The organism is Xanthomonas sp. F4, from assembly GCF_011761895.1.
The window spans coordinates 642,673-666,999 of record NZ_JAASQX010000001.1; the positions used below are offsets into that span (position 1 = coordinate 642,673).

The 24,327-nt window shown below is 67.9% G+C and carries 19 protein-coding genes and 8 tRNA genes; 19 read left to right on the forward strand and 8 right to left on the reverse strand.

What is annotated here, in order from left to right; translation table 11 throughout:
* Positions 1-107: 107 nt before the first annotated feature.
* From ppx to FHR66_RS02935, 5 genes are all read right to left on the reverse strand, one after another.
* A complete protein-coding gene (gene ppx / locus FHR66_RS02915) occupies positions 108-1,634 on the reverse strand; it encodes an exopolyphosphatase (protein ID WP_160966165.1) in 1,527 nt (508 codons plus the stop codon).
* 55 nt (positions 1,635-1,689) lie between these two features.
* Entirely contained in the window at positions 1,690-3,789 is a 2,100-nt protein-coding gene (gene ppk1, locus FHR66_RS02920; protein ID WP_160966167.1) for a polyphosphate kinase 1, read from the reverse strand.
* Between the two features lie 11 nt (positions 3,790-3,800).
* Positions 3,801-5,126, reverse strand: a complete 1,326-nt coding sequence (gene phoR, locus FHR66_RS02925; RefSeq protein ID WP_160966169.1) for a phosphate regulon sensor histidine kinase PhoR — start codon at positions 5,124-5,126, stop codon at positions 3,801-3,803.
* Between the two features lie 64 nt (positions 5,127-5,190).
* Positions 5,191-5,880 (reverse strand): phosphate regulon transcriptional regulator PhoB, encoded by a 690-nt coding sequence (gene phoB, locus FHR66_RS02930; RefSeq protein WP_160959358.1) that lies wholly within the window; start codon positions 5,878-5,880, stop codon positions 5,191-5,193.
* 83 nt (positions 5,881-5,963) lie between these two features.
* Complete coding sequence (locus FHR66_RS02935) at positions 5,964-7,607, reverse strand: M48 family metalloprotease (protein ID WP_160966171.1); 1,644 nt, start codon at positions 7,605-7,607, stop codon at positions 5,964-5,966.
* A gap of 150 nt (positions 7,608-7,757) precedes the next feature.
* On the opposite strand from FHR66_RS02935, the gene grxC reads away from it, so the two are divergent.
* From grxC to FHR66_RS02950, 3 genes are all read left to right on the forward strand, one after another.
* On the forward strand, positions 7,758-8,069 hold the full coding sequence (grxC, locus tag FHR66_RS02940; RefSeq protein WP_160966173.1) for a glutaredoxin 3: 312 nt from the start codon (positions 7,758-7,760) through the stop codon (positions 8,067-8,069).
* Positions 8,066-8,476, forward strand: coding sequence for a carboxymuconolactone decarboxylase family protein (locus FHR66_RS02945; RefSeq protein WP_160966175.1), 411 nt, complete (start codon positions 8,066-8,068; stop codon positions 8,474-8,476). Before grxC ends, FHR66_RS02945 begins: the two co-directional genes overlap by 4 nt.
* Positions 8,477-8,640: 164 nt before the next feature.
* Positions 8,641-9,648 carry an isocitrate dehydrogenase gene (locus FHR66_RS02950; RefSeq protein WP_160966177.1) on the forward strand — a complete coding sequence of 336 codons (1,008 nt, stop codon included), beginning with the start codon at positions 8,641-8,643 and terminating at the stop codon, positions 9,646-9,648.
* Positions 9,649-9,789: 141 nt separating this feature from the next.
* Here the strand turns inward: FHR66_RS02950 and FHR66_RS02955 are convergent, their stop codons facing one another.
* Positions 9,790-10,590, reverse strand: a complete 801-nt coding sequence (locus FHR66_RS02955) for a Bax inhibitor-1/YccA family protein (protein WP_160966179.1) — start codon at positions 10,588-10,590, stop codon at positions 9,790-9,792.
* A gap of 155 nt (positions 10,591-10,745) precedes the next feature.
* On the opposite strand from FHR66_RS02955, the gene FHR66_RS02960 reads away from it, so the two are divergent.
* The 14 genes from FHR66_RS02960 to FHR66_RS03025 all read left to right on the forward strand — a co-directional run bounded on the left by FHR66_RS02960 (position 10,746) and on the right by FHR66_RS03025 (position 20,746).
* Positions 10,746-10,822: transfer RNA gene (locus tag FHR66_RS02960), tRNA-Pro, on the forward strand.
* A 44-nt stretch (positions 10,823-10,866) separates the two neighbouring features.
* A tRNA-Arg gene (locus FHR66_RS02965) sits at positions 10,867-10,943 on the forward strand.
* A 35-nt stretch (positions 10,944-10,978) separates the two neighbouring features.
* Positions 10,979-11,055: transfer RNA gene (locus FHR66_RS02970), tRNA-His, on the forward strand.
* Positions 11,056-11,130: 75 nt separating this feature from the next.
* Positions 11,131-11,206, forward strand: a tRNA-Lys gene (locus tag FHR66_RS02975).
* 90 nt (positions 11,207-11,296) lie between these two features.
* Positions 11,297-11,381: transfer RNA gene (locus FHR66_RS02980), tRNA-Leu, on the forward strand.
* A gap of 191 nt (positions 11,382-11,572) precedes the next feature.
* Positions 11,573-12,868, forward strand: a complete 1,296-nt coding sequence (gene tig, locus FHR66_RS02985) for a trigger factor (RefSeq protein ID WP_160966181.1) — start codon at positions 11,573-11,575, stop codon at positions 12,866-12,868.
* A gap of 141 nt (positions 12,869-13,009) precedes the next feature.
* Positions 13,010-13,636 (forward strand): ATP-dependent Clp endopeptidase proteolytic subunit ClpP, encoded by a 627-nt coding sequence (gene clpP / locus FHR66_RS02990; RefSeq protein WP_017907831.1) that lies wholly within the window; start codon positions 13,010-13,012, stop codon positions 13,634-13,636.
* Between the two features lie 128 nt (positions 13,637-13,764).
* Positions 13,765-15,051 carry an ATP-dependent Clp protease ATP-binding subunit ClpX gene (gene clpX / locus FHR66_RS02995; protein WP_160966183.1) on the forward strand — a complete coding sequence of 429 codons (1,287 nt, stop codon included), beginning with the start codon at positions 13,765-13,767 and terminating at the stop codon, positions 15,049-15,051.
* Between the two features lie 178 nt (positions 15,052-15,229).
* On the forward strand, positions 15,230-17,698 hold the full coding sequence (gene lon / locus FHR66_RS03000) for an endopeptidase La (RefSeq protein WP_160966185.1): 2,469 nt from the start codon (positions 15,230-15,232) through the stop codon (positions 17,696-17,698).
* 183 nt (positions 17,699-17,881) lie between these two features.
* Complete coding sequence (locus FHR66_RS03005) at positions 17,882-18,199, forward strand: HU family DNA-binding protein (RefSeq protein WP_228135976.1); 318 nt, start codon at positions 17,882-17,884, stop codon at positions 18,197-18,199.
* 11 nt (positions 18,200-18,210) lie between these two features.
* Positions 18,211-18,285 (forward strand) — tRNA-Val (locus tag FHR66_RS03010).
* 27 nt (positions 18,286-18,312) lie between these two features.
* Positions 18,313-18,389 (forward strand) — tRNA-Asp (locus FHR66_RS03015).
* 117 nt (positions 18,390-18,506) lie between these two features.
* A tRNA-Asp gene (locus tag FHR66_RS03020) sits at positions 18,507-18,583 on the forward strand.
* A 174-nt stretch (positions 18,584-18,757) separates the two neighbouring features.
* The gene (locus FHR66_RS03025) at positions 18,758-20,746 is read left to right on the forward strand and encodes a peptidylprolyl isomerase (RefSeq protein ID WP_160966187.1); all 1,989 of its coding nucleotides are present in this window, start codon (positions 18,758-18,760) and stop codon (positions 20,744-20,746) included.
* A 439-nt stretch (positions 20,747-21,185) separates the two neighbouring features.
* On the opposite strand, the gene FHR66_RS03030 is transcribed toward FHR66_RS03025, so the two are convergent.
* Together FHR66_RS03030 and gloB are read right to left on the reverse strand one after the other, a co-directional pair.
* Positions 21,186-22,397, reverse strand: a complete 1,212-nt coding sequence (locus tag FHR66_RS03030; protein ID WP_160966189.1) for a lytic transglycosylase domain-containing protein — start codon at positions 22,395-22,397, stop codon at positions 21,186-21,188.
* Positions 22,394-23,161, reverse strand: coding sequence for a hydroxyacylglutathione hydrolase (gene gloB / locus FHR66_RS03035; RefSeq protein WP_160966191.1), 768 nt, complete (start codon positions 23,159-23,161; stop codon positions 22,394-22,396). Before gloB ends, FHR66_RS03030 begins: the two co-directional genes overlap by 4 nt.
* Before the next feature lie 12 nt (positions 23,162-23,173).
* Here gloB and FHR66_RS03040 point away from each other — a divergent pair, with 12 nt between their 5' ends.
* Positions 23,174-23,833 carry a class I SAM-dependent methyltransferase gene (locus FHR66_RS03040; protein ID WP_184448238.1) on the forward strand — a complete coding sequence of 220 codons (660 nt, stop codon included), beginning with the start codon at positions 23,174-23,176 and terminating at the stop codon, positions 23,831-23,833.
* 12 nt (positions 23,834-23,845) lie between these two features.
* Positions 23,846-24,304, forward strand: coding sequence for a ribonuclease HI (gene rnhA / locus FHR66_RS03045; protein ID WP_017907823.1), 459 nt, complete (start codon positions 23,846-23,848; stop codon positions 24,302-24,304).
* Positions 24,305-24,327 lie beyond the last annotated feature (23 nt).

Genomic DNA, 24,327 nt, shown 5'->3' on the forward strand with positions numbered 1-24,327 from the left:
TCCCGAATCCCGAATCCCGAATCCCGAATCCCGAATCCCGAATCCCGAATCCCGAATCCCGAATCCCGAATCCCGAATCCCGAATCCCGAATCCCGAATCCCGGCCCTCAAGCCACAAACGGCCGGAAATTGATCCCCAACCCCGCCATGCCCTCGACTTCGCCGATCAGGTCGGCGCGCTGCAGCGGTCGCGATTCGATCCACGGCTGCGACAGGATCAGGTGCAGGTTGGCGCCGTCGGCCTTCAGTTCCAGCGCCGGGATCGGGTCGGCCTCGTGCGCGCGGTGCAGCAGCACCGCCAGGCGCAGCAGCGCGGCCTTGCGCTTGGCGCTGAGCAGCAGGCGGTCGGGCAGCGCGTCGAACGCGGTCTTGGAGACGTTGCGGCGGTGCGTGCGCACCAGCGTGGCCAGCACCTGCTGCTCCTGCCGCGAGAAGCCGGCGATGTCCGAGTGCTCCAGCACGTAGGCACCGTGCACGTGGTACTGGCTGTGCGCGATGGCCTGGCCGAGTTCGTGCAGGCGCGCGGCCCAGCCGAGCATGCGCGCGTCGTCGGCATCCAGCGCCCAGTCGCCGGCAACCTGCTCGAACAGCGCCATCGCGGTGTGCTCCACGCGCGCGGCCTGCGCCTCGTCGATGCCGTAGCGCTGGGTGAGCGCGGCGATTGCGGTTTCGCGCGGATCGTTCTCGCCGCCGCGGCCGAGCATGTCGTAGAGAATGCCTTCGCGCATGGCCGCCTTGCTCACCATCAGCCGTTGCAGGCCCAGCGCCTGGAACGCCGCCTCCAGCACCAGCACGCCGCCGGCGATGATCGGCCGGCGGTCGGCGGACAGGCCCGGCAGGTCGATGTCCTCGATGCGCTTGGCCAACAGCAGGCGGTCGCGCAGTTGCGGCAGCGCCTCGGCGGTGATCGCGCCCTTGGTCAGCTTCATCGCCGCGCAGATCTCGCCGATGGCCTTGTGCGTGCCCGACGAGCCCAGCGCCTCATGCCAGCCCAGCGCGCGGTACTGCCCCGCGAACTGCTGGAACTCGGCGCCGATCTCGGTCAGCGCGTCCTTCCACTTCTTCCTGGACAGCTTGCCGCCCGGGAAGAAGCGTCGCGTGCTGGCGATGCAGCCGGCCTGCAGGCTCTCGCGTTCCAGGGTCTGGAAGCCGCTGCCGATGATGAACTCGGTGGAGCCGCCGCCGATGTCGATGACCAGGCGGCGTTCGTCCGGCTTGGGCGGCTGCGCGTGGGCCACGCCCAGGTAGATCAGGCGCGCTTCCTCGCGGCCGCTGACCACTTCGATCGGATGGCCGAGCGCGGTTTCGCCGGGAATCAGGAAGGTCTGCGGCGAGCGCAGCTGGCGCACGGTGTTGGTGGCCAGCGCGCGCACGCGCAGCGAAGGCAGGTCGCGGATGCGCTGGCCGAAGCGCGCCAGGCACTCCAGCGCGCGCTGCCGCGCGTCGGCGGACAGCCCGCCCTTGTTGTCCAGGCCGTCGGCCATGCGCACGGTCTCGCGCAGGCGATCCACCACCCGCAGCTGCCCGAGCTGATAGCGGGCGATGACCATGTGGAAACTGTTGGAACCCAGGTCGATGGCGGCCAGCAGGTCGTCGTCGCGCAGCGGCGGATGAGTGGGGGAGGTGGCAGGCATGGCGGAATGGTAGCCGATGCGCGGCGTGCGCCGTTGGCGCGACGCCGCGCTGCGCTCAGAGCCCGTCGAGCAGGGCCAGCTGCGCCGAGTGCGGCGGCTGGTCCTGGCCCGGGGCCAGCTTGCGGTAGTTGCCGTCGGCGTCCAGTTCCCAGGCGTTGAGATTGTCGGCCAGGTAGTTCTGCAGCACCTCGCGGTGGATGCGCTTGACCAGGTCCGGATCGAGGATCGGGAAGCCGGTCTCCACGCGTCGCAGCAGGTTGCGTTCCAGCCAGTCGGCGCTGGCGCAGAACAGTTCCGGCGCGCCGTCGTTGCCGAACCAGTAGACCCGGCTGTGCTCGAGGAAGCGGCCGACGATCGAGCGCACCCGGATGTTGTCGGACACGCCCGGCACGCCGGGGCGCAGGGTGCAGGCGCCGCGCACGATCAGGTCGATCTTGACCCCGGCCTGCGAGGCGGCGTACAGCGCGCGGATCACCTGCGGCTCGTTGAGCGCGTTCATCTTGGCGATGATGCGGCCCGGGCGGCCGGCATGCGCCAGCTTGGTCTCGCGTTCGATCCGGTGCAGCACGCCCGGGTGCAGGGTGAAGGGCGATTGCAGCAGGCGCTTGAGGCGGATCTTCGGCGCCAGGCCGGACAACTGCTGGAACAGCAGGTGCACGTCGTTGCCGATATCCACGTCGGAGGTGATCAGGCTCAGGTCGGTGTAGGCGCGCGCGGTGCCGCTGTGATAGTTGCCGGTGCCCAGGTGCACGTAGCGGCGCAGCTTTCGGCCCTCGCGGCGCACGATCAGCAGCATCTTGGCGTGGGTCTTGTAGCCGACCACGCCGTACACCACCTGCACGCCGGCTTCCTGCAGGCGGTCGGCCAGGCCCAGGTTGGCCTCTTCGTCGAAGCGCGCGCGCAGTTCCACCACCACGGTGACGTCCTTGCCGTTGCGCGCGGCCAGCACCAGCGCATCGACGATCGCCGAGTCCTTGCCGGTGCGGTACAGGGTCTGCTTGATCGCCAGCACGTTGGGGTCGATCGCGGCCTGCTTGATCAGGTCCAGCACCGCGGTGAAGGCGTCGAACGGGTGGTGCAGCAGCACGTCGCCGGCGGCGGCGATCTCGAAGATGCCTTCGCTGTCGCGCAGGGTGCGCGGGTTCATCGCCGGATACTTCAGGTCCGGGCGCTGCACCAGGTCGTAGACCTGGTTGACCCGGCTCAGGTTGACCGGGCCGTTGATGCGGTAGACCGCGTTCTCCGGCAATTCGAAGTTCTGCAGCAGGGTGCGCACGATCGACTTCGGGCAGTCCTCGGCGATCTCCAGCCGCACCGCCGGCCGGTAGCCGCGGTTGACCAGTTCGTCGCGCAGCGCCAGCGCCAGGTTCTCCACTTCCTCCTCGTCCACCACCAGTTCGGAGTTGCGGGTGACGCGGAACTGGTAGGAGCCCATCACCTCCATGCCCGGGAACAGTTCGTCGACGAAGGTGGACAGCACCGAGGACAGGAACACGAAACTCTGCCCGCCCTCGGACAGGCTTTCCGGCAACTGGATGATGCGCGGCAGCGAGCGCGGCGCGCGCACGATCGCCAGGTGGCCGACGCGGCCGAACGCGTCGGTGCCCTTGAGCACCACCACGATGTTCAGCGACTTGTTGAGGATCTTCGGGAACGGATGCGCCGGGTCCAGGCCCAGCGGCGACAGCACCGGCATGATCTCGTTGCGGAAGTAGGCGCGCAGCCAGCGCTTCTGCCGCGCATTCCAGGAATGGCGGCCGAGCACGCCGATGCCGGCGTCCTTCAGTGCCGGGCGCAGCACCTCGTTCCAGCAGCGGTACTGCTGGTCGACCAGTTGCGCGGCGCGGTCGTGGATGGAGGTGAGGATGGCGCTGGGGCTCATCCCGTCCGGTGCCGGCGGCAGCCCGAACTCCTGCGCGTGGCGCACGGTGGCGGCGCGGATCTCGAAGAATTCGTCGAGGTTGGTGCAGGAGATGCACAGGAAGCGCAGCCGCTCCAGCAACGGCACCTGCGGGTCCTGCGCCTGCGCCAGTACCCGGAAATTGAAGTCCAGTTGCGACAGTTCGCGGTTGATGTACAGCGCGGGATCGCGCAGTGGGTCGCTGGGAATGTCCGGTGGCGGCGTGGGCGGCAGGGCAGGGGCGCGGCGGGGCATGGCGATACTCGTTAGACGGAGGTCAGGGTGGCATGGTCGTGCCGTGGATGCACGCGCCCGGCGCCGAAGTGGCAGGAGAAGGTGCTGCCCTTGCCGACTTCGCTCTCGATCTCCAGTCGCGCCTGATGCAGACCGAGCACGTGCTTGACGATCGACAGGCCCAGGCCGGTGCCGCCGCTCTCGCGCGAACGGCTGCTGGAGACGCGGTAGAAGCGCTCGGTGATCCGCGGCAGATGATGCGCGGGAATGCCGTAGCCGCTGTCGCGCACCGACAGCACCGCGCCGTCGCCTTCGCGGGCGAAGCGGATGCGGATGGTGCCGCCGGCCGCGGTGTAGCGCACCGCGTTGGTGACCAGGTTGGAGAAGGCGCTGTGCAGTTCCTTGTTGGAGCCGACCAGGTCGCAATCGGCCTCGTCGTGGACCTCGATGCGGTGCCGGCCCTGGCTGTGCGCCTCGGCCTCGCGGCGCAGCGTGGCCAGCATCGGCGCCATCGCGATCGACTCCTCGTTGGCGTGCTCCTGCGATTCCAGCCGCGACAGGGTCAGCAGGTCCTCGACCAGCTGGGTCATGCGCTGCGACTGCTTGCGCATCTCGGCGATCATCGGCCCCGAGTCCGGGAAGTCCTCCGGATCGAGCATGTCCAGGTAGCCATGAACCACGGTCAGCGGCGTGCGCAGCTCGTGCGAGACATTGGCGACGAAATCGCGGCGCACCTGCTCCAACTGCAGCAGCTTGCTGACGTCGCGCGCGACCAGCAGCCAGTGGTCGTCGGAATAGGGGATCAGGCGCAGGTTCAGGCGCAGGCGGTCGTCGACCGGCGAGGGCATGTCCAGCATCGGTTCGGCGTTGCGGCCGCCGCTGAGCCAGTGCGCCAGCGGCATCGGCTGCAAGCGCTCCACCACCGGCGCGCCGAGGTCGCCAGGGTGGCGCAGGCCGAGCAGGGTGCCCGCCGCCTCGTTGAACCACTGGATGCGCTGGCTGTTGCGGTCCACCACCACCACCGCGTCGGGCAGTGCCGCGGCGGCGGCGCGGTAGGCGCGCAGCATGTCCAGCAGGCGCCGCTTGCGCACGCGCATTTCCGCCTGGCTGCGGTACAGCAGCCGGTCCAGCTCGTTCCATACGCCGGTGCCGGCCGGCGGCTCCCAGCGCTGGCGCGCGGTCAGTCGCCGCAGCACCCGCCGCAGCCGCCAGTAGTGCCAGCCCATCACCCCCAGCGACATCAGGGTCAGCGCCATCCACACATGGCCGCCGATCCAGCCGACCAGCAACGCCAGCAACAACATGCCGGCGAGCGTGCCGAGGGTCTTCAACCAGGCGGAGCGGATGTGGCGGGGCATCGGGAACGCACTCTGTCGCAAAGGATCGTGATCCGTCCGCCGTTATAGCAGGCGAAGCCGGCGGTCAGATGGACGCAGAGAAGCGATAGCCGGAACCGCGGACGGTCTGCACCATGTTTTCCACCGCGAACGGTTCCAGCGTCTTGCGCAGGCGGCGGATGTGCACGTCGATGGTGCGCTCTTCCACGTAGACGCTGCCGCCCCAGACGTGGTCGAGCAGCTGCGCGCGGCTGTACACGCGCTCGGGATGGGTCATGAAGAAGTGCAGCAGGCGGTACTCGGTCGGGCCGATCGGCACCGGCGCCTCGCCGGCGAACACCCGGTGCGCCGCGCCGTCGATGCGCAGGCTGCCGACCGAGACGCTGCCGTCCTCGTCGTCCTCGCGGGTGCGGCGCATCACCGCGCGGATCCGCGCCAGCAGCTCGCGCGCGGAGAACGGCTTGACCACGTAGTCGTCGACGCCGGCCTCCAGGCCGCCGACGCGGTCGTTCTCCTCGCCGCGGGCGGTGAGCATGATGATCGGCACTTCGCGGGTCATCGCATCCTTGCGCCAGCGCCGGGCCAGTTCCAGGCCGCTGGTGCCGGGCAGCATCCAGTCCAGCAGGATCAGGTCCGGGACCCGGTCGGCGATCGAGGTCTGCGCCTCGCGGGCATCGCCGGCATGCACCGGCTCGAAGTCGCCCTTGCGCAGGGCGAACGCGACCATGTCGCGGATGGCCGGTTCGTCGTCGACGATCAGGATGCGTTTCTGCACAACGGCACCGTGGAACTGGGGAGGAAGGTCGCCAGTAGACTACGGTTTTATTACGGTTGAGTGACGCCTGACACGGGCGCGTTTCAGCGCCGTTGCATGTCCGGGTCCTGCACGCCCTGGCGGCGCAGTTCCAGCACCGTCGGGGTGATCGCAGCGATGCGGGCGTCGATACGCGCGCGCGCCACGTAGTCCAGGTCGCTGCGCTTTTTCAGGTTGCTGAGCTGGATCAGGGCCTGCTCCGGGTGCCCGTTCAGATAGGCGGCCTCGGCGTAGGCCTCGCCGGCGCGGGTGTCGTCGCCGGCCAGTTCGCAGGCGCGGGCGAAGGTGCGCTGGAACACCGGATCCTCCGCGGCCGCCCCCAGCAATGGCCGCAGCACGGCCTGGGCGCGCTGGCCGGCCTGGCGGCCGCCCTGTTCGTTGAGGGCGGTCGCATAGCTCAGGGCCACCGCGCGGTTGCTGGGCATGCGTTTGACCAGCGCCTCGAAGCGCTGGTCGGCGGCCTGGTTGCGGCCGGCCTTGGCCTCGGCCTCGGCCACCGCCACGGTCAGCCACCAGTTGTCCGGGTGCGCCTGCAGCAGGCTTTCCAGCGTCTGCACCACGTCCTGCGCGCTGCCGCCGCTGCGCAGCCGCGCCAGCGCCAGGCCGTAGCGCTGGGCGTCGCTCAGGCCCTGCTTGCTGCCCTGGCGCAGGCCTTCGTACTCGCGGATCGCATCGGCCGGGGTGTTGGCGCTGAACACCCGCAGCCGCTCGCGCGCCCACTCGAACTGGCCGCTGGGGCCGCGCGCGTAGTTGGCGAACGGCAACTGCAGGCCGCCCGGCAGCAACGGGTTGCTGGGCGCGCCCAGCGGCTGGCTCAGCGACACGTCGTTCGGATCGACCCGCTCCTTCAGGGTGCCGCCGGGCACGCTGGTGGTCAGGGTCAGGGTATTTTTCTTCATCTGCTCGGCGCGCTCACGCGCCTCGCTGATGCGGGTGGTGGTGACCGGGTGGGTCATCAGGAAGTCCGGCGTGCTGTAGCCGCCCTGGTTACCGCGCATCGCCAGCGACATGCGCTCGAAGAAGCCGGCCATCGCATCGACGTCGTAGCCGCTGCGCGCCAGGGTGCGGATGCCCAGGCGGTCGGCCTCCGATTCGTTGGAGCGGGTGTAGTCGATCTGCCGCTGCTGCATCAGGCCCAGGCCGCTGGCGATCGCCGCCTGGGTGGCGTCGCCGCTGGAGCGCCCGCCGGCCTGCTGCGCCGCGACCACCGCGGCGAGCATGCCGAGCAGGATCGGGATCTGGTCGCGCTGCGCCCGCTCCACCCCGCGCAGCACGTGCTGCTGGGTGACGTGGGCGATCTCGTGCGACAGCACCGCGGCCACTTCGTCCTCGCGCTCGGCGGTCAGCACCAGGCCGGCGTTGACCGCCACGTAGCCGCCGAGGGTGGCGAAGGCGTTGATCTGGCGGTCGCGCAGCATGAAGAAGGTGAACTTCTGCTGCGGCTGGTCGCTGTTGGCGCCGAGCCGGGTGCCCATGGTCTGCAGCCAGTCGTCGATCAGCGGGTCCTCGAGCACGTAGCCGTAGCTGCGCAGCTCGGCCAGCATCATCTTGCCGTACTCGGCCTGGCGCGCCGGGGTCAGCAGCTCGCCGGCCGAGGAGCCGATGTCCGGCAGCTTGTTCTCCTGGGCCGGCGCCACGGCGCAGGCGGTGGCCAGGGTGATCGCGAAGGCGAGCGGCAGCAGGCGCAAGACGGGCTCCAAGAGGGTAGGCGGACGCCGGGGGGGCGCCCGGGACGACGGTGAATCCGGGATGATTCGCAGTGTTGCGGCAGCGGCCTCGAAAATCCACCCGGCCGCTACCATAGTGACTTGGACCTTCTACACCGCCCGGAGTTTCCCGTGGACAACCCAACTGCCGACACCGGCCAGGCCGGCGGCGCGCCGATCACCCTCTATTCCACCGCGATCTGCCCGTACTGCGTGGCGGCCAAGAACTTCCTCAAGAGCAAGGGCCGCACCTGGAACGAGGTACGGATCGACCTGGATCCGGCCGAGCGCGAGAAGATGGTCGCGCTGGCGCGGCGCACCAGCGTGCCGCAGATCTTCGTCGGCGACGTCCACGTCGGCGGCTACGACGACATGATGGCGCTGCACCGCGCCGGCAAGCTGGAGCCGCTGCTCGACGGCCGCGCCCCCGAGGCGCAGGCATGAGCGGCGCCGCGACGGGCGAGGGCGCCGCGGCAGGGGAGGACCGGGTACGCGAGTTCACCGAGTTCCGCCAGCGCATGAACCAGCGCATTCTGGCCGAGCCGAACCAGGTGGTGCGGCGCTTCTTCGCGCTGGACACCCAGACCTACCAGGCTGGCGCGCTGGACGTGAAGACCAAGGAACTGCTCGGCCTGGTCGCCTCGCTGGTGCTGCGCTGCGACGACTGCATCAGCTACCACGTGGCCCAGTGCAAGGAGGCTGGGGTCAGCCGCGAGGAGTTCTTCGAAACCTTTTCGGTCGGCCTGGTGGTCGGCGGGTCGATCGTGATCCCGCACCTGCGCCGCGCAGTGGACTTCCTCGACACGCTGGAGGCCGGCGCCGCCGCGCCGGCGCAGCACGCCCACGACTGAGCCCGCCTCGGGCTGCCCCCAAGGCCGCCGGCGCCCGCGCCGGAGGCCGCCCGGTTTTGGGCGCCTTCACCGGCTTCGGGCATAATTACCGCTGAAACCTCCTTGCGCCTGCAGCCCCGGTTCCCGGGCGGCGCTCCCCCCTCTTGTACGGAAACCGCAACCCTATGACGCAGACAATCACGGTCATCCGTGGCGATGGCATCGGCCCGGAGATCATGGACGCCACGCTGTTCGTGCTCGACGCGCTGAACGCCGGCCTCACCTACGAATACGCCGACGCGGGCCTGGTGGCATTGGAGAAGCACGGCGACCTGCTGCCGGCCGCCACGCTGGAGTCGATCCGCAAGAACAAGGTGGCGCTGAAGAGCCCGCTGACCACGCCGGTGGGCGAGGGCTTCAGTTCGATCAACGTGGCCATGCGCCGCCAGTTCGACCTGTACGCCAACGTGCGTCCGGCCAAGTCGTTCCCGAACACCAAGTCGCGCTTCGGCGCCGGCGTTGACCTGATCACCGTGCGCGAGAACACCGAAGGCGCCTACCTGAGCGAAGGCCAGGAAGTGTCGGCCGACGGCGAGACCGCGCTGTCCATGGCCAAGGTGACCCGCAAGGGTTCCGAGCGCATCGTGCGCTACGCCTTCGACCTGGCCCGTTCGACCGGCCGCAAGAAGGTCACCGCGGTGCACAAGGCCAACATCATCAAGTCCACCTCGGGTCTGTTCCTGAAGGTGGCGCGCGAAGTGGCGGCGAACTACCCGGAGATCGAATTCCAGGAAATGATCGTCGACAACGCGTGCATGCAACTGGTGATGCGCCCGGAGCAGTTCGACATCATCGTCACCACCAACCTGTTCGGCGACATCCTGTCGGACCTGTGCGCCGGCCTGGTCGGCGGCCTGGGCCTAGCCCCGGGCGCCAACATCGGCGTGGACGCAGCGATCTTCGAAGCCGTGCACGGCTCGGCTCCGGACATCGCCGGGCAGGGCAAGGCCAACCCGTGCGCGCTGCTGCTGGGTGCGGCACAGCTGCTGGACCATGTCGGCCAGCCGCAGAACGCCGAGCGCCTGCGCAACGCCATCGTCGCCACGCTGGAAGCCAAGGACGGGCTGACCCCGGACCTGGGCGGCAGCGGCAATACCATGGGCTTCGCCAAGGCCATCGCCAGCCGCCTCTGAGCGCGCCGGAAGATCGCAAACAAGAAAGGGCGCCCCAGGGCGCCCTTTCTTTTGCTCGGAAGTTGTCCGAAACCACATCTGCAGATCGGTCAAGGGGAGTCGCTCTTACGATTCCCCAATCCTGATTCTCGACTCCCGGCTTCAATTCCGCGACTGCAACTTCGACAGCAAGCGCAGGAACTCCACGTACAGCCACACCAGCGTGACCATCAGGCCGAACGCGCCGTACCACTCCATGTACTTGGGCGCGCCCTGTTCGACGCCGCTCTCGATGAAGTCGAAGTCCAGCACCAGGTTCAGCGCCGCCACCACCACCACGAACAGGCTGAACAGGATGCCGACCGTGCCGGAGGCGTGGATGTAGGGAATCTGGATATTGAAGAAGCCCAGCACCATGGTCGCCAGGTACACCAGGGCAATGCCGCCGGTGGCTGCGACCACGCCCAGCTTGAAGTTCTCGGTGGCCTTGATCATGCCACTGCGGTAGGCGAACAGCAGCGCGAACAGGGTGCCGAAGGTCAGCAGCACCGCCTGCAGCACGATGCCGTTGAAGCGGTGCTCGTAGACCGCCGAGATCGAGCCCAGGAAGAAACCTTCCACCAGCGCGTACAGCGGCGCGGTGATCGGCGACCATTCCTTCTTGAAGATCGTGATCAGGGCCAGGATGAAGCCACCGATGGCGCCGCCCAGCGCGTAGCCGGCCACGCCCGGGGCGATCATCTCGTTGCCCGCGGCGTCGACCGAGAGCGACTGGCTCCAGGCGAACACGGCGGTGAGCACGGTCAGCATCAACAACACGCCGGTCTTGTTGGCGGTGCCGTTCAGGGTCATCGCGCCGCTGTCGCGCGCGACGACCGTGCCGCTGCCGGGCGAGACCACATTGCCGCTGTGCAGATCGAGGAAAGTGGATTCCTTCAGGGCGGGATTACCGCTGCGAAGCATGCTGTTTTCTCCTTCAAAAAGTGGCGCTCGGCCGGTGCCGATGGCAAGGGGTGAGCATAGCGCAGCCGATGTTGCGTACATGCGACGTTGACAGCGGGCCTCAGGCTTCCCACAATAGCCGACCTTTCCGGCCTTGGCCGCGAGGGATGTTCCGCCGGGGTATAGCGCAGTCTGGTAGCGCGCCTGCTTTGGGAGCAGGATGTCGGGGGTTCGAATCCCTCTACCCCGACCAATCCGATGTCCAACGGCGGAAAGGAATGCGACAATCCAGCCAGGGCGCCCGTAGCTCAACTGGATAGAGCACCGGCCTTCTAAGCCGGCGGTTACAGGTTCGATTCCTGTCGGGCGCGCCACACCGGCGCCGGGCAGGAGATGCAAGGTTTCAATGGTGGCTGTAGCTCAGTTGGTTAGAGTACTGGATTGTGATTCCAGATGTCGGGGGTTCGAGTCCCCTCAGCCACCCCATTGATCGTGTGACCCGACGCTTCGCGGGTGTTGCAACGAAGCAAAAAAGCACATAGAATGTGCGACTCAGTTTCAGGGCCGTTAGCTCAGTTGGTAGAGCAGTTGACTCTTAATCAATAGGTCCAAGGTTCGAATCCTTGACGGCCCACCAAAACAGAAAGGCACCTGCTCCGGCAGGTGCCTTTTTCTTTGCCGGCCGGCCTGCAACAATGTGCCGGCAGGCGCCTTCCGGCGCCGCAGCGCGAAAGTGGCGGAATTGGTAGACGCCCTGGTTTTAGGTACCAGTGCCGCAAGGCGTAGGGGTTCGAGTCCCCTCTTTCGCACCATCCCGATGCCCGTGGACCATGCTCGCGCGGCCACGTCCGGCGTCGCCGCTTCGGGCCTACCGGCCCTGCGCTGGCAGGCGCCGCGGGAATAGGCGAAACTATCCGGCTGCGGCGGCTGTCCTGTGCCCGCGCCAACCCGTACTTTTCTACATCGTGCCGAGAGCCGTGGGCTCCCGGTGGCAGGAGTCCACATGCAAGCTTCGATCGAAACCACCGGTACCCTGGAACGGCGTCTGACCTTCACCCTGCCGGAGGATCGCCTGGAAACCCATGTCGGCGGCCGCCTGCGCGAAGTCGCGCGTACCGCGCGGATCAAGGGCTTCCGTCCGGGCAAGATTCCGGCCAAGGTGATCGAGCAGCGCTTCGGGCCGCAGATCCGCGCCGAGGCGCTGGACGGCCTGCTGCGCGAGACCTTCGACTCGGCCGTGCGCGAGCACGCGCTGCGCCTGGCCGGCAATCCGCGCATCGACCGCGCCGGCGACAACGAGCTGCAGTTCGTGGCCACCTTCGAAGTGGTGCCGGACTTCGGCGACATCGACGTGTCCACGCTGCAGGTGATCCGCCACACCGCCGAGGTCACCGACGCCGACATCGAGCAGATGATCGAGAACCTGCGCCTGCAGCGCCGCACCTGGCAGCCGGCCGCGCGTCCGGCGCAGGACGGCGACCTGGTGACCCTGGAGACCTGGTCGCAGGTCGGCGACGAGCGCCTGCCGGCCGAGGGCGTGGAGAAGGGCAGCAGCGTGATCGGCTCGGGCGTCATGTTCCCGGCGATCGAGCAGGGCCTGGTCGGCCTGTCCAAGGACGAAGAGAAGACCCTGACCGTCGACTTCCCGGCCGACTGGCGTGTGCCGCAGTTTGCCGGCAAGCAGGTCCAGGTCCACGTGAAGGCGGTCGACGTGGCCGCGCCGGTGCTGCCGGACGTGGACAAGGAGTTCATCAAGAGCTTCGGCGTGAAGAGCGGCGATGCCGAGCAGTTCCGCAAGGACATCCGCATCAACCTGGAGCGCGAGCTCAAGGGCGCGCTGATGAACCGCCTGCGCCGCGAAGTCGGCGAGCAGCTGATCGCCGCCTACGCCTCGGTCGAAATGCCGCCGCGCCTGGTCGAGAACGAAGCGCGCGCCATGCTGGCGCAGCAGGTCGAGCAACTGCGCCGTTCCGGCCGCGACCCGGGCCAGGTGCCTGACGATGCCCACCAGGGCTTCATGGACGCCGCGCGCAAGCGCGTGCTGGTCGGCCTGCTGGTCGGCGAGGTCGCCCGTCGCAACGAGCTGCGCCTGGACCCGAAGCGGGTCTCGGAGACGCTGCGCCTGATCGCCTCGACCTACGAAGAGCCGGAACAGGTCATTGAGATGTACCGCAACGACCCCCAATTGATGGGAGGACTGCAGAGCCGCGTGATGGAAGAGCAGGTGATCGACTGGATCGCCGAGCGCGCCCAGCACACCGAGCAGGCGATGTCGTTCCAGGACGCGATCCGTCAATAAGACGACGCGTCGCCGCCGCGCGCATCCCGGCATGCGCGCGCCGAATCCCGTTTCACTCCCCGCGGCGGCGGGGCGCAACACGATGCGAAGCCCTGTACACCCCCGTGCAGGGACCGACCCCGAGCAGCAGGAGATCACCGCGTGGACAATGTGACCAAGGCCTTGAATCTGGTTCCGATGGTGGTCGAGCAGACCAGCCGCGGCGAGCGCGCCTACGACATCTATTCGCGCCTGTTGAAGGAGCGTCTGATCTTCCTGGTCGGCCCGATCGACGATCACATGGCCAATGTGATCGTGGCGCAGCTGCTGTTCCTGGAAGCGGACAATCCGGAGAAGGACATCAGCATCTACATCAACTCGCCGGGCGGCGTGGTCACCGCCGGCATGGCGATCTACGACACCATGCAGTACATCAAGCCGGACGTGAGCACCATCTGCGTCGGCCAGGCCGCCTCGATGGGCGCGCTGCTGCTGGCCTCGGGCGCGGCCGGCAAGCGCTATGCGCTGCCGAACTCGCGGGTGATGATCCACCAGCCGCTGGGCGGCTTCCAGGGCCAGGCCACCGACATCGACATCCACGCGCGCGAGATCCTGACCCTGCGCGCGCGGCTGAACGAAATCCTGGCCAAGCACACCGGCCAGTCGCTGGAAACCATCGCCCGCGACACCGAGCGCGACAACTTCAAGAGCGCCGTCGACGCGCAGGCCTACGGCCTCGTCGACCAGGTTCTGGAGCGTCGCCCGGATGAGTCCATCCAGCCGGCATAAGGCTTGCATGTACTGCTAAACGCAGCGTATTCCGCAGGGCCGGGGTCGGGCTAGCGTCCTCCCGGCCCTGTGCTATTCTCGAAATCGAACCACCGTTCATCGGGTGGGGTAACTGGGTAAGCGAAGCAATGAGCGAAGACCGGCAAGGCCGTTCCGGCGACAGCAACAAGATCCTGTACTGCTCGTTCTGCGGCAAGAGTCAACACGAGGTCCGTAAGCTGATCGCCGGGCCCAGCGTGTTCATCTGCGACGAATGCGTCGAGTTGTGCAACGACATCATCCGCGAGGAGCTCGAGGAGAAGGCGCAGTCGGCACGCAGCAGCCTGCCCAAGCCGCGCGAGATCCTGGAAGTGCTCGACCAGTACGTGATCGGCCAGCAGCGCGCCAAGCGCACGCTCGCCGTGGCCGTGTACAACCACTACAAGCGCATCGAGAGCCGGCAGAAGAACGACGAGGTCGAACTGGCCAAGTCGAACATCCTGCTGGTCGGTCCGACCGGTTCGGGCAAGACGCTGCTGGCCGAGACGCTGGCGCGCCTGCTCAACGTGCCGTTCACCATCGCCGATGCGACCACGCTGACCGAAGCCGGCTATGTCGGCGAGGACGTGGAGAACATCATCCAGAAGCTGCTGCAGAAGTGCGACTACGACGTCGACAAGGCGCAGCAGGGCATCGTCTACATCGACGAGATCGACAAGATCTCGCGCAAGAGCGAGAACCCGTCGATCACCCGCGACGTGTCCGGCGAAGGCGTGCAGCAGGCGCTGCTGAAGCTGATCGAAGGCACGGTCGCCTCGGTGCCGCCGCAGGGCGGGCGCAAGCATCCGCAGCAGGAATTCCTGCAGGTGGACACCAAGAACATCCTGTTCATCTGCGGCGGCGCGTTCGCAGGCCTGGACAAGGTGATCCAGCAGCGCTCCAACGACGCCGGCGGCATCGGCTTCGGCGCCAAGGTCAAGAGCTCCGAGCGCAAGCGCGAGGTCGGCAAGATCCTGGCCGAGGTCGAGCCGGAAGACCTGATCAAGTTCGGCCTGATCCCCGAGTTCGTCGGCCGCCTGCCGGTGGTCGCCACGCTCGAGGAACTGGACGAGCCGGCGCTGATCAAGATCCTCACCGAGCCGAAGAACGCCATCACCAAGCAGTTCAAGAAGCTGTTCGAGATGGAAGGCGTGGAGCTGGAGTTCCGCCAGGACGCGCTGCTGGCCATCGCCAAGAAGGCGCTCAAGCGCAAGACCGGCGCACGCGGCCTGCGCACCATCGTCGAGTCGGTGCTGCTGGACACGATGTACGAGCTGCCGTCGCAGGAAAACGTCAGCAAGGTGGTGGTGGACGAGTCGGTGATCGAGCACAAGTCCGAGCCGTACCTGATCTACCAGACCCCGCCGGCGCCGCCCAAGGTCGCCTCCGCGGAGTGACCCCGGGCGGGGTGGGCGCGGCGAACTCGTCGCGGCCTCCCTGTGTCTCGGTAAGTTACTGAAAGTAAAAGGGGTTTCTTGCTCCCCTTGCATCGTCCAGCCGATGGCCCCATAACGGGGCCATCGGCGTTTTTATGGCCGCCCGCACCGCGTTCCCGCCTCCCAAATCGGAATCCTCATGGCCCAGTCCCAATCCGAAGTCCTCGACCTGCCGGTCCTGCCGTTGCGCGACGTCGTGGTCTTCCCGCACATGGTCATCCCGCTGTTCGTCGGTCGCGACAAATCCATGCGCGCGCTCGAGCACGCGATGGAGGCCGACAAGCGCATCCTGCTGGTCGCGCAGAAATCCGCCGAGACCGACGATCCGGCGGCGGCCGACCTGTACAACGTCGGCACGCTGGCGCAGGTGCTGCAACTGCTGAAGCTGCCCGACGGCACCATCAAGGTCCTGGTCGAAGGCCTGTCGCGGGTCAGCGTCGACAAGGTCGCCGAGCGCGACGGCGCGCTGCAGGGCGAAGGCCGCGAGATCGACGCCGCCGAATCGCGCGAGGAGCGCGAGGTCGAGGCGATCGCGCGCTCGCTGATGTCGCTGTTCGAGCAGTACGTCAAGACCAACCGCAAGCTGCCGCCGGAGTTGCTGCAGACGTTGTCCGGCATCGACGAGCCCGGCCGCCTGGCCGACACCATCGCCGCGCACATCGGCGTGCGCCTGGCCGACAAGCAGCGCCTGCTGGAAACGCTGGAAGTGGGCGAGCGCCTAGAGATGCTGGTCGGCCTGGTCGACGGCGAGATCGATGTGCAGCAGCTGGAGAAGCGCATCCGCGGCCGGGTCAAGTCGCAGATGGAGAAGAGCCAGCGCGAGTACTACCTCAACGAGCAGATGAAGGCGATCCAGAAGGAACTGGGCGACCTCGACGATGCGCCGGGCGAACTGGAGGAACTGGCGCGCAAGATCGCCGAGGCCGGCATGCCCAAGCCGGTGGAGACCAAGGCCAAGGCCGAACTCAACAAGCTCAAGCAGATGTCGCCGATGTCCGCCGAAGCCGCGGTGGTGCGCAACTACCTCGATTGGCTGCTGGGCGTGCCGTGGAAGAAGCGCAGCAAGGTGCGCAAGGACCTCAAGGTCGCGCAGGAAACCCTCGACGCCGATCACTATGGCCTGGAGAAGGTCAAGGACCGCATCCTCGAGTATCTCGCGGTGCAGTCGCGGGTGAAGCAGATGAAGGGACCGATCCTGTGCCTGGTCGGACCGCCGGGCGTGGGCAAGACCTCGCTGGGCCAGTCCATCGCCAAGGCCACCAACCGCAAGTTCGTGCGCATGTCGCTGGGCGGCGTGCGCGACGAGGCGGAGATCCGTGGGCATCGCCGCACCTATGTCGGTTCGATGCCGGGCCGCATCGTGCAGAACCTCAACAAGGTCGGCAGCAAGAATCCGCTGTTCGTGCTGGACGAGATCGACAAGATGTCGATGGACTTCCGTGGCGATCCGTCCTCGGCGCTGCTGGAAGTGCTCGACCCCGAGCAGAACAATGCCTTCAACGACCACTACCTGGAAGTGGATCTGGACCTGTCCGAAGTGATGTTCGTGGCGACCTCCAATTCGCTGAACATCCCCGGCCCGTTGCTGGACCGCATGGAAGTGATCCGCATCCCCGGCTATACCGAGGACGAGAAGCTCAACATCGCCGCCCGCTACCTGGTACCCAAGCAGCTCAAGGCCAATGGCCTGAAGCAGGACGAACTGGAGATCGGTGCCGACGCGATCCGCGACATCGTGCGCTACTACACGCGCGAATCCGGCGTGCGTAACCTCGAGCGCGAAGTGGCCAAGATCTGCCGCAAGGTGGTCAAGGAGATCGCGCTGGCCGGTCCGCAGACGGTGGTGCCGGCGAAGAAGGCTGCGGCGAAGAAGGGTGTCGCGCGCAAGGACAAGGCGCGCGTCAGCGTCGGTTCGAAGAACCTGGACAAGTACCTGGGCGTGCGCCGCTACGACTTCGGTCGCGCCGAGGAGCAGAACGAGATCGGCCTGGTGACCGGCCTGGCCTGGACCGAGGTCGGTGGCGATCTGTTGCAGATCGAATCGACCCTGGTCCCGGGCAAGGGCGCGGTGATCCTGACCGGCCAGCTCGGCGACGTGATGAAGGAATCGGCGTCGGCGGCGTTGTCGGTGGTGCGCTCGCGCGCCGAGCGGCTCGGCATCGAGGCGGACTTCCTGCAGAAGCACGACGTGCATCTGCACGTGCCCGATGGCGCCACGCCCAAGGACGGCCCCAGCGCCGGCATCGCGATGGTGACCTCGCTGGTGTCGATGCTGACCAAGGTGCCGGTCCGGTCGGAGGTGGCGATGACCGGTGAGATCACCTTGCGTGGCCGCGTCTCGGCGATCGGCGGACTCAAGGAAAAGTTGCTGGCGGCGCTGCGCGGCGGTATCCGCACCGTGCTGATCCCTGAGGAGAACCGCAAGGATCTGGCAGACATTCCGGAGAACGTCACCCGCGATCTGAAGATCGTGCCGGTGAAGTGGATCGACGAAGTGCTGGATCTGGCCCTGGAGCGTCCGCTTGCGCCCAAGCCCGCCGCCGATGCCGAGCAGGCGCCGTCGCGGCGCAAGCAGAAAGCATCCTCGAACCCGCGCGTCAAGCACTGACGCGCGCTGAACCGTCCCTGCGCACATGGCCCAAACCCGCGCCGTTGCTGGCTTTTCGGCTTGCGCGGGTATGGGCCCGCTGGTATAAATGCAGCGCTTGCGAGCACCGCGAACGGGCGTGCTTGGTAGTGCAAATCATCGATCGGGGTCTCGCCAACGCGAGACAGGCCACGCCGACACCCGATCCTCAATTCCGCGGTCTTCTGCCGCACATGGAGTCATCAAGAAATGAATAAAGCCGAACTGAACGACGCGATCGCCGCTGCCGCCGATATCTCCAAGGCCGAAGCCGGTCGTGCCATCGACGCCTTCGTGTCGGAAGTGACCAAGGCGCTGAAGAAGGGCGACAGCGTCACGCTCGTGGGCTTCGGCACCTTCCAGGTGCGCGACCGTGCCGAGCGCACCGGCCGCAACCCGAAGACCGGCGACTCCATCAAGATCGCGGCGTCGAAGAATCCGACGTTCAAGGCTGGTAAAGCGCTGAAGGATGCCGTAAACTAATCGACTCGCTAGGGTGCTTAGCTCAGCGGTAGAGCGTCTCCTTTACACGGAGAGGGTCGGGGGTTCGAAACCCTCAGCACCCACCAGAGCACCAAGCGACAAGTTTCAAAAGCGGAGTGGTAGTTCAGTCGGTTAGAATGCTGGCCTGTCACGCCGGAGGTCGCGGGTTCGAGTCCCGTCCACTCCGCCAGTTGTACCGAAGCCCCCGAGCGATCGGGGGTTTCGTTTCTCGCAGTCGCCGCCACGCGCCAGCGTCGGCCCGGCCGCTCCGGGAAAGCGGGCCTCGCGCCCGCCTCCGTTCAAACGCGGAGTGGTAGTTCAGTCGGTTAGAATGCTGGCCTGTCACGCCGGAGGTCGCGGGTTCGAGTCCCGTCCACTCCGCCATTTGCACGCGAAACCCCCGAGCGATCGGGGGTTTCTTTTTTTCCGCAGTGCGCTGGTTTCGCCCGGATTCGCCGCCGCGGCGCATGAGCGGCGCGGGCTGGCGGGCCGCCGGTTCTGCCGCAAGGCGTGAAGCGGGTTAAACTGCGCGGCTCGCCAATAGGCCGTCGGTTCCCAATGCTGCAGAAACTTCGCGAAAAGACCTCGGGCTGGATCGCCACCGCGATCATCGGCTTGTTGATGATTCCGTTCCTGTTCGTCATCGACAACAGCTACCTCGGTGGCGTCGGTGCCAACAATGTCGCCAAGGTGCAGGCGCCGCCGGCGTGGTGGTCGTCGGCGCCGACATGGTGGCCGGTGTCGCTGCTGTGGCAGCACCACGAAGTGAGCACGGAACAGTTCCGTACCCGCTTCGAGCAGGCGCGCATCCAGGCGCGCGAACAGCAGGGTGAGGATTTCGATCCGCGTGCGTTCGAAAGCATCGACAACAAGCGCAAGCTGCTCGATCAGCTGATCGACGAGCAGGTGGCGAAGCTGTCGGCCGAACGCGCCGGCGTGGTCATCGGCGATACCGCGGTGCGCGATTACATCAGCTCCATGCCTGCCTTCCAGAACGACGGCAAGTTCGATCCGGAGCGCTACCGCCTGACCCTGGCCTCGGGCACGCCGCCGCGCACGCCGACCATGTTCCAGCAGCTGGTGCGCGACGCGCTGCAGCAGTCGGTGATTCCTTCCGGCATCGCGGAATCGGCGTTCGCCACCAAGCAGGAGACCGAGCGCCTGCTGAAGATGCTGGGCGAAACGCGCGACGTGGAGATGGCGCTGTTGCCGGAAATGCCGGCCGACACCGCACCGGTCAGCGACGCGCAGGTGCAGCAGTGGTATGACTCGCACAAGTCCGACTTCAAGCAGCCGGAAACCGTGACGATCGAGTACGTCGACCTCAATGCGGCCAACCTGCCGCCGGTCAAGCCGGCCGACGAGGCGACGCTGCGCAAGCGCTACGACGACGAGAAGGCGCGCTTCGTCGAGCCCGACCAGCGGCTGGCCTCGCACATCCTGATCAGCGCCGGCAAGGACGCGGCCTCGCAGAAGGCGGCCGAGGCCAAGGCGGCCAAGCTGGCGGCCGAAGCCAAGCAGCCCGGCGCCGATTTCGCCGCGCTGGCCCGCGCCAACTCCGACGACCCCGGTTCCAAGAACGCCGGCGGCGATCTGGGCTGGGTGGAGAAGGGCGTGATGGTCAAGCCGTTCGAGGATGCGCTGTTCGCGATGAAGCCCGGCGAGATCGTCGGTCCGGTGAAGAGCGAATTCGGCTATCACGTGATCCAGCTGCGCCAGGTCAAGGGCGGCGGCGGCAAGTCGTTCGAGCAGGTCCGCGATCAGCTTGCCAGCGAGCAACTGAAGGCCGACAGCGAGAAGGCCTTCAGCGAACTGAGCGGCAAGCTGGTGGACCTGGTCTACAAGAACCCGACTGCGCTGGCCTCGGCGGCGAAGGAAGTGGGCCTGCCTGTGCAGACGCTGGGGCCGTTCTCGCGCGCCAGCGCCAGCGGCATCGCCGCACAGCCGGCGGTGCTGCGCGCCGCGTTCTCCGACACCCTGGTGCAGGACGGCACGGTCAGCGACCCGATCAACCTGGGGCCGAACCACAGCGTGCTGATCCGCGTGACCCAGCACCAGCCGGAGCAGATCCAGCCGCTGGCCAAGGTGCACGAGCAGGTGGTGGCCGCGGTGCATGCCGACCGCACCGCCAAGGCCGCCGCGGCCAAGGCCGACGCGCTGCTGGCGCGCTTGCGCAAGGGCGAGACCCTGCAGGCGCTGGCCGGCCCGGAAAAGCTGCAGATCAACCCGATGCCGGGGCTGCCGCGCAACGTGCCGATGCCGAGCGCGCAGGCCAGCCAGGCGATCTTCAGCGCGCCGCAGCCGGCCGACGGCAAGCCGTCGGTGGGCAAGGTGGAACTGCCTGCGGCGCCGGGCACCGTGGGCAAGCGCTATGCGCTGTTCGCGGTGACCAAGGTGACGCCGGGCGACCTGAGCAAGGTGCCGGCCGAGCAGCGGACCATGTTCCAGCAGCAGCTGGCGCGGATCGAAGGCGAGGCCGATGCCAAGGCCTACGTCGACGCGATGCGCAAGCACTTCAAGATCAGCGTGCAGGAGTCGCAGCTGTAACGGCTGCGCGCCGTCGAAGCACGATGTCAAGCAACAGGCCCGGCAATGCCGGGCCTGTTGCGTTTCAGGCGTCATCGAGGTGTGCGTGTCGCCGCGGGAGAGGTGCGCAGCCTTGGCGCGCAAGTGCATCGCGTGCGCCTGCCGATCGCCGGCAGGCTTGGCAGTGGCACGACTGGGCGGCAAGCGCGGTACGTCGCTACCTTCGCCTCGTGCGCATGCTGAGCGCGCTGGGGCGATCGAGGCAGACATGCTGGCCGTGGGCAGTGCGCGGTTGCCGCAGGCCCTGGACGCGGTGATACGCCTGTCTTGCAGGCGCTTACGTTGGTCGCAGGTGCTCATTCGGGTTGGGAACGAGTGATCAGGTCATCCCGCGGCGTGGCTGCACGGCCGTCGGCGCTGCGGCACGTCGTGGACGTCGTCCCGCCGCGGCGGGAGCGCGTCAGTCCTCGTAGCTCAGCACCATGCCGGGACGCAGCACGCTGCGCGCGGACAGACCGTTCTTCATCAGCAGCGCCTGCACGGTGATGCCGTAGCGCTTGGCGATGTTCCAGGCGGTGTCGCCATCGCGCACGGTGTGGGTGTGGCGCGAGCGTGCGCCGGCGCGCGTGGCGCGTTTCGGCGCGGGGCTGTCGTCGGTGCTGGCCACGGTGGCGACGACCGGCGCGTCGTCCTGCACCGGCGGCGCGGTGTCCTGGGCCAGCACGGGGCCGCCGAGGCTGCGCGGCGCCAGTACCGGCAGCGCACGCTTGGTGCTGCGGCCACTGCCCAGCGCCGGGTTCAGCCGTGCGAGTTGGTTGCCCTGCAGCGCCTGGCGCCGTGCCCATTCGTCCAGCGCCATGCCGGCGGGCAGGGTCTGTGCCTGCAGGATCGGCACGTCGCGGTCCAGCGAGGCCATCCATTCGTCGCGGGTCTGCGCCTGTTCCAGCACGCAGGCCAGCGCGTGCAGCTTCTCGACATAGGCGTAGGTGACCGAGGACAGCCCGGGCAGCTTGTCCGGCTGCGCGTTCTGCGCGTTCATGCCGGCGCGGCGCATCGACTGCAGCACGCGGTACTCGCCGGCGTTGTAGGCCATGATCGCCAGGCGCCAGTCGCCGCCGAACATGCCGTGCAGGGTCTTCAGGTAGCGCACCGCGGCGCGGGTGGAGTCCACCGCGGACAGGCGGCCGTCGTAGCCGCTCTCCACCGGGACATCGTGGTTGCGCGCGGTGCCGGGGATGAACTGCCACAGGCCGGCGGGGCCGCCGCTGTTGCGGGCGCCTGGGCGGTAGCCGCTCTCCACGAACGGGATCAGCGCGAACTCGGTCGGCAGGTTGGCCGCGCGCAGTTCGTCGACCACGTAGCCGAACAGCGGCAGCACGTCCTCGTCCTCGTCGGCCAGACGCGACGGCGCGCGCGAGAATTGCTGCTGCCAGCGCGCATCGGTGGCGCCGGCGTCGCAGCGCGCGTCGGCCAGGCCATCGCGGAAGCGGGCGAGGATGTCGTGCCCGTTACGGGTGGTCGGTGGTGGCAGCGCCGCCGCGTCCGTGGGCAGGCCGTTCAGGCCGGCCACGGTCTGTTCGAGTGCCGCCGCAAGCGGGGTCGAGGCCGCCGCGGGGGGCGTCGCCGACGCCATCGCCAGCGTCAGCGCCGCCGTCAACGCCAGCGCCCTCATGCGCGGAAATCGTCTTTCCAGCGCCTCAATTCGGCGAAGACGTCCACCTCGTCGGACACCCCCCGGCCGAGCCGGGCGCCGATTGCCTGCTGGATCGCCGCCGAGGCGGTGCGCAGGAACGGATTGGTCGCCAGTTCGCTGGCGAGGGTGACGGGAACGGTGGGGCGGGCAGCGTGACGCATGGCCTGGGCTTCCTGATGGCGCTGCCGCAGAGCAGCGTTGGTGGGATCGACCGTGACGGCGAATGCCGCATTGGCCAAGGTGTATTCGTGTCCGCAGCAGACCAGCGTCTGGCCCGGAAGGGCGGACAGGCGCTGCAGCGAACCCAACATCTGGGAGGGCGTACCTTCGAACATGCGCCCACAGCCCAGGCTGAACAGCGTATCGCCGCTGAACAGGTGGCCCTGGCCGACATAGGCCAGGTGCGAGCGGGTATGGCCGGGGACGGCCAGGGTATCGAACTGCCAGTCCAGCACCTTCACGACATCGCCGTCGCCGACCCGCTGGCACGCGAAACCGGTGATCCGCGGGTCGTCCGGCGCGTACACCGGGATGTCCGGCCAGCGCTCGCGCAAGGCGGCGACGCCGCCGATGTGGTCGTCGTGGTGGTGGGTGAGCAGGATGGCAGCGGGCTGCAGCCCTTGCGCCGCGGCTTCCAGCACCGGCTCGCTCTGGCCGGGATCGACCAGCAATGCACGCCCGTCGTCCGTGGCGATCGCCCAGATGTAGTTATCCTGGAATGCGGGCAGGGCGATCAGTCGCATAGAATTGGCACCATGCCTGCCGTGTCGCTTCCTCGTCAAGCCAACGTCTCATCCTGGTTTGATACAGCCGGGGCGCAGGCGCTGCTCCAGGCCGAGCAGCCGCTGATCCTCGACGCCTTGCTCAAGCGCCCCGCGCAGCCTTGGCTGTGGCTGGCGCCGGTACCGCTGCCGCCGCCATCGCGCGAGGTTCCGGGCAGGGGCGTGCGCCTGCACCGCAGCGCGCGCGGCTATGCCGGCGACCTGGTGTGCACGCTGCCGCTGCCGCTGCCGTCGGAGAGCGTCAACGCGATCGTCCTGCAACACGTGCTCGGCGCCGATGCGGCGGCGCTGCTGGAGGAATGCGAGCGCATCCTGATGCCGGGCGGTCGGTTGTGGCTGTTCGCGCTCAACGCGATGAGTCCGTACCGGCTGCGCTGGCGCCGCCAGGGTCTGGTGGCACGCCCGCCGGGCAGCTGGCGCGGCCTGCTCGAACAGGTCGGCCTGCCGTGCGTGGAGCAGTTGCGCTATCTCGGGCCGGTGTGGCCGACTCGCGGTGGTGTCGGCCCGGCCACATCCACCGCACCGCTGCGCGCGGTCTGCCTGTTGCAGGCGGAGAAACGCACCGCCGCCGGCATCGGCCCCATCCCGTTGCGCGCGCCGGTCCGCTGGCGCGGCTCGGTCGCTTCCATCTGAACACGGAGTTTCATGAAGACTGTCGACATCCATACCGATGGCGCGTGCCTCGGCAATCCCGGCCCCGGCGGCTGGGCCGCGCTGCTGCGCTACAAGGGACTGGAGCGCGAGGTGGCCGGCGCCGAGGCGCACACCACCAACAACCGCATGGAGCTGATGGCCGCGATCATGGCCCTGGAGACGCTCAACGAGCCGTGCCAGATCGTGCTGCACACCGATTCCCAGTACGTGCGCCAGGGCATCACCGAATGGATGCCGGGCTGGGTGCGGCGGCAGTGGAAGACTGCCGGCGGCGATCCGGTCAAGAACCGCGACCTGTGGGAACGGCTGCACGCCGCGGCGCAGCGGCATACGATCGACTGGCGCTGGGTCAAGGGCCACAACGGCGATCCGGACAACGAGCGGGTCGACCAGTTGGCGCGCAACCAGGCCCTGCACGTGCGCGCCGGCGGCGCCGCGGTTGCGACCTGATCGTGTCTTCCTTTTCCGCTGCG

Coding starts and splice junctions, on each gene's coding strand:
- lon (WP_160966185.1), top strand. CDS start 15,230: ATGGCCCAGTCCCAATCCGAAGTCCTCGACCTGCCGGTCCTGCCGTTG.
- ppx (WP_160966165.1), bottom strand. CDS start 1,634: ATGCCTGCCACCTCCCCCACTCATCCGCCGCTGCGCGACGACGACCTG.
- gloB (WP_160966191.1), bottom strand. CDS start 23,161: ATGCGACTGATCGCCCTGCCCGCATTCCAGGATAACTACATCTGGGCG.
- rnhA (WP_017907823.1), top strand. CDS start 23,846: ATGAAGACTGTCGACATCCATACCGATGGCGCGTGCCTCGGCAATCCC.
- FHR66_RS02955 (WP_160966179.1), bottom strand. CDS start 10,590: ATGCTTCGCAGCGGTAATCCCGCCCTGAAGGAATCCACTTTCCTCGAT.
- tig (WP_160966181.1), top strand. CDS start 11,573: ATGCAAGCTTCGATCGAAACCACCGGTACCCTGGAACGGCGTCTGACC.
- FHR66_RS03040 (WP_184448238.1), top strand. CDS start 23,174: ATGCCTGCCGTGTCGCTTCCTCGTCAAGCCAACGTCTCATCCTGGTTT.
- clpX (WP_160966183.1), top strand. CDS start 13,765: ATGAGCGAAGACCGGCAAGGCCGTTCCGGCGACAGCAACAAGATCCTG.
- FHR66_RS03030 (WP_160966189.1), bottom strand. CDS start 22,397: ATGAGGGCGCTGGCGTTGACGGCGGCGCTGACGCTGGCGATGGCGTCG.
- FHR66_RS03025 (WP_160966187.1), top strand. CDS start 18,758: ATGCTGCAGAAACTTCGCGAAAAGACCTCGGGCTGGATCGCCACCGCG.
- FHR66_RS02945 (WP_160966175.1), top strand. CDS start 8,066: ATGAGCGGCGCCGCGACGGGCGAGGGCGCCGCGGCAGGGGAGGACCGG.
- FHR66_RS02950 (WP_160966177.1), top strand. CDS start 8,641: ATGACGCAGACAATCACGGTCATCCGTGGCGATGGCATCGGCCCGGAG.
- phoR (WP_160966169.1), bottom strand. CDS start 5,126: ATGCCCCGCCACATCCGCTCCGCCTGGTTGAAGACCCTCGGCACGCTC.
- ppk1 (WP_160966167.1), bottom strand. CDS start 3,789: ATGCCCCGCCGCGCCCCTGCCCTGCCGCCCACGCCGCCACCGGACATT.